Origin of the sequence: Symbiopectobacterium sp. (assembly GCF_051710365.1) — a bacterium.
Classification (GTDB): Bacteria; Pseudomonadota; Gammaproteobacteria; order Enterobacterales; family Enterobacteriaceae; genus Symbiopectobacterium.
In genome coordinates this window covers 1-4716 of the sequence record NZ_JBPETA010000217.1, presented here as the reverse complement: position 1 = coordinate 4716, position 4716 = coordinate 1, and the positions used below count along the sequence as shown (strand labels likewise).

General features: G+C 50.6%; 2 protein-coding genes and 2 pseudogenes. All 4 read left to right on the top strand.

All coding sequences use genetic code 11. The features are described from left to right. Positions 1–119: 119 nt before the first annotated feature. A pseudogene (gene rstB / locus ACTBDZ_RS15185) lies at positions 120–1109 on the top strand (two-component system sensor histidine kinase RstB); the annotation flags it as partial. 123 nt (positions 1110–1232) lie between these two features. Then, positions 1233–1511 (top strand): acid resistance repetitive basic protein Asr, encoded by a 279-nt coding sequence (asr, locus tag ACTBDZ_RS15180; RefSeq protein WP_438815932.1) that lies wholly within the window; start codon positions 1233–1235, stop codon positions 1509–1511. Between the two features lie 403 nt (positions 1512–1914). Next, a pseudogene (locus tag ACTBDZ_RS15175) lies at positions 1915–2593 on the top strand (trypsin-like serine peptidase). A gap of 239 nt (positions 2594–2832) precedes the next feature. Next, positions 2833–4605, top strand: a complete 1773-nt coding sequence (locus tag ACTBDZ_RS15170; RefSeq protein ID WP_438815931.1) for a sensor domain-containing phosphodiesterase — start codon at positions 2833–2835, stop codon at positions 4603–4605. The last annotated feature ends 111 nt before the right edge of the window (positions 4606–4716 follow it).

Here is a 4716-nt window from a genome sequence, read left to right as displayed (position 1 = left end):
CGCCAATGGCAACATTACTTGATGGTAAACGGGTCTGGGCAGAAAAAAATCTGAACCAGATTTAATCTGACAGACACCTGTATAAATAACCGGTAACTGTCAGATCAGGTCTGAGCTAGTACACCTTTATCCAGCGTATCCCGCGCTCTCACTATGTGCTCTCGGTCGGGCCAATCCCTTATCTGTTTTTCCTGCATGAAATGCGGCTGTGGGATTTGCTGTTTGTGATGCTGATTGGTCTTTCTCTGGCACTGCCAGTGTTCTTGTGGATGCGACCGCATTGGCAGGCCATGTTGAAGCTGGAAAATGCCGCGCAGCGATTGGGTGAAGGCCATCTTGAAGAGCGACTGCACTATGACAACACATCAAGCATGGTGCGACTGGGTATCGCATTTAACCAAATGGCCGATAATCTCAATCAACTGATTGTCAGTAAAAAGCGGCTGATCGACAACATTGCCCATGAATTACGCACCCCGCTGGTACGCCTGCGCTATCGCCTCGCCATGAGCGACAATTTGAGTGAGGATGAACAAACGGCGCTCAACCGCGACATTGGGCAATTGGAAGCGCTGATTGACGAGTTGCTGATCTATGCACGCCTCGATCGCCCACAAGTCTCACTCCACCTGACGCAAATTGATGTGACTGCCTGGCTGCAAAATAAAATCGATGAGTGGCGCATGCTGCACGCGGATAAGGTATTCGCGCTGTCGATGCTGCCCGGTACGGATATTGGCTATCTCGATATGCGCCTGATGGAGCGGGTGCTGGATAATCTGGTCAATAACGCACTGCGTTTCTGCCACTCACGCATCACCGTCAGAGTATCCCGCGATGGGCCAATGGCCTGTCTTCGGGTGGATGACGATGGCCCCGGCATTGCTCAGGAAGACCGGGAAACGGTATTTGAGCCGTTTATCCGACTGGAGGCAGGGTTGGAAAACAGCAGTGGCGGTTGTGGGCTGGGCCTCGCGATTGTTTATGCCATCGTGCAGGCGTATGACGGCACCATTGTGGTGGAGAGCAATGAATGGGGAGGCGCACGTTTCCGCTTCTGCTGGCCGATCAAAACCGATATCCCCGTTCGCCCTGCACTCCCATCCTGATGGTGTACATTGCGTTACACACCGATACCAATGACTCACAGACCCTCAACGGGCTTTTTCTTATGCTTCTTTCACCGGGCCGCTTCAGGGCCCACATGTGAACGGAATAATGAGGAATTGATGATGAAAAAAGTATTAGTGTTGATCGCAGGTGCCGCTCTGGGTCTCTCCTCTGTCGCGTTTGCAGCGAACACCACGGCTGCACCAGCAACCACACCTGCTGCACATGCTCAGGAACATGCGAAAAAAACCGTTAAAACAGCCGCTAAACCGGCTGAACAAAAGGCTCAAGCGGCTAAGAAACACGTGAAGAAAGCGACTAAACCTGCCGCACAAAAAGCTCAGGCTGCCAAAAAACACGTGAAGAAAGCCGCTAAAAAACCGGCACCTACCGCAGCCTAACCGTATCACCGTTTCTTGTCTCAAGTTCCCTGCTCCGGCAGGGACTTGTTAGCCATAAAACGCCGCCAACACCAGCGGGTTTCACGCAGAGTTAGCGAGTATGACACCCTGTGAATCGGGTGTTTTTTTATAACAGGCATTCCAGCCGCTCCCCTCCCGGTAGCCGCCGTATGCCCGGACGCACACGGTATATTTAATGGGGTGCCTGATGATGTTCCATCGCTACTCATTTGAAATTGCGTTTACGTTGGTGCTGGTGTGCGGGTTTATCACGCTGCTGTTCTTTTTATGACGAACACAAAATCGATTCCAGATAGCACCTGAACCCACCATCCTGGCAAACCTGACTATAGTTAGTGGGCAACGTAAAAAGGTATCGCTTTTCTGCAAGGTAATCCTATTGATGCGTAAACTGGCTTGGTTGTACTGTTTGATAGCGTTACCCGCAGCCCATAGCTGGGCTGAACAATCCCCCTCGGAAGCGGAACGTCAAAAAACCCTTTTCTTCAATCATGACGACCGCGATCCGGTGCCGACACCCAACGCCTGGCCCTAGCAGGCCATTGGTCAACTGGAAACCGCCAGCGGCAACCTGTGTACCGCTACGCAAAAAATTGCAGCCCGACGGCGAAGGGTGGATTGTCTCTCCCGCCGCCGCACCGCTGGATTATGCACTGATTTGGCTGCGCGATACGCCTGCGGGCATCACGCCATTAACCACCTGGAATGGCACGCAGTCAGAACTGAATGCCGCGCTGGCGCAACAACAAGCAAAGGTCACGCAGGCAGGCTATCCCGAAGACCACCAGGAAGCGCTCTATCGCCATCAGGATTGTGTGATTACCGGTTGGGCCGCGTCCGCGATTCTATCTCACCAGTGCGACACCTTACCCGGCGACAGCGGTTCTCCACTGATGCTGAAAACGCTACAAGGCTGGCAATTGATTGGTATTCAAAGCTCTGCGCCAGATGCCAGCGAACGCGATCGAGCTGACAATCATGCGGTTGCCATCACCGCCATTCAGCGACAATTGAAGGCGCTGGCACGTCATGCGATGAAAAACGCTGCTGTTTCAGAATAATTTATCGCCAAACGCAGCGTAAAGCTAAACGCCGCGCATACAAGCGCTAGCCAGGCGATCGGTTTCATGTAAAATCGCCTTACTACGCCCTTCTCGTTTTCATCAGATAATGTAAACGCGGTACTTCTCCGGTTTTTTATCCTGTGAAATATCATGAATAGCGGTGCCTAATGACAGGTTTGTCCCCTATTGAATAGGCTAAGATGAGGTGTTCTTATAGCGCATAAATGGAGTCATCAATGCTAAGACAGTTGAATCATGATGAGGAGCAGCGGATGCATGCGCTCGATAGGTTATTGTTTCACCTGGATACCTCTCAAGATAATGTGCTTAGCCAAATCACTTCGTTGACCAGCAAGATATTGAATATGCCCAGCGCGCTGATCACCGTCAGTGATACCCATTCATTGCATATCAAAGCCAAACACAATTTCGTGCTCAGCGAGATGCGCAAAGTCGGCGCACTCGATCAGTACACCATGCAAACCAACGAACTGCTGGTCTGCAATGACGCATCGCAGGATGAGCGCTTTAAGAACAGCCCGTATGTCAGCGGTGAGCCTCATATCCGGTTTTATGCGGGTATCCCGCTGATTACCAAAGCCGGTTATGCCATCGGCACCCTAAGCGTTGTCGACTATGTTGCACGTTCGTTTTCAAAAATGCAGCGCCGTGATTTAAAAACGCTGGCATCTATTACCATGGCGCTGATCGAATACCGCAACGCCATTGGCCTGATCGATGCCGTGACCCTATTGCCCAATCGCCAGCGTCTTATCGAAGACATCAGCCAGTCCACGGATATTTTCGAAGATTTCGTTCTCATCCTACTCGATAGCATCGATCTTACCTATATCTATGAAATGGCGCGCTCTCTCGGGATGCCAACTGTAGAAAGCGTACTCAAAGATATCGGTCTGTTCCTACGACTGAATATCAGCCGGCAAGCCAGCATCTACAGTATTTCTGCGGGCCGTTTTGCACTGCTGGTCAAAAAAGAGCAGCAAGAGCAGGTACTGAGTACGCTGATGTCGTGCGCTGACCGAATTCAGCAAAGCATCACCAGCCATATCCCGTTGAAACTGGAAATTTTTATTGGCTATACCGAATTTCAGATCCCGATTGATGACCCGCAACGTATTCTGCGTGAGGCATTGAGTGCGCTACACGATGCGCTTAAGAAAAATACGCGCCTGATGGCCTATCACAAAGAGAGTGATGAGTACCAAAAGCGCGCTTTCACGCTGCTTAACGATTTATCGGATACCTTGCAGCACGGACATCCGGGCCTGTATCTGGTGTACCAGCCGAAATTGCATATCAAAACGCGGCGCGTGATCGGTGCCGAAGCGTTGATTCGCTGGCGACACCCCGAATTCGGTGAAATCTACCCGGACCAATTTATTCCACTGGCCGAAGATACCACCCTGATGCGTCCACTAACGGAGTGGGTTATTCAGCAGGCGGCACGGCAAGTCAGAAAATGGCGACAATCTGGCATTAATATTTCCGTCTCGGTCAACGTCACCGTTACCAACTTCGCCGAAGAAGATTTGATTGAACGTTTACAGCGCATCCTACGAACCAATGAACTCAGCATCCACGATATTGAATTTGAATGCCTTGAAACGCAAAAAATAGTCGAAAACTCCGCCGCGCTCTCCACCATTAAAAAACTGAAAGACCAGGGCTTCATGATCTCCTTGGATGACTTTGGAACCGGTTACAGCAACCTTAACTACCTGAAAAACACCCCAGCCCACGTGATCAAGCTCGATAAGTCGCTGATCAAGGATATGAAGACGGATAAGAGCAGCAGCATTATCGTGCAGCACACCATTGAGATGCTGCATAAATTGAATTACCTAGTGCTGGCAGAAGGGATTGAGGATGAGGAAACGCTCGACTATTTATGGCAGTACAATTGCGATCAGGGCCAGGGCTATTATTTCTCGCGCCCGTTGGTGGCCGACAATTTTGCACAGTGGTTAGAGTTACATGATGTGTACTAGCTCAGACCTGATCTGACAGTTACCGGTTATTTATACAGGTGTCTGTCAGATTAAATCTGGTTCAGATTTTTTTCTGCCCAGACCCGTTTACCATCAAGTAATGTTGCCATT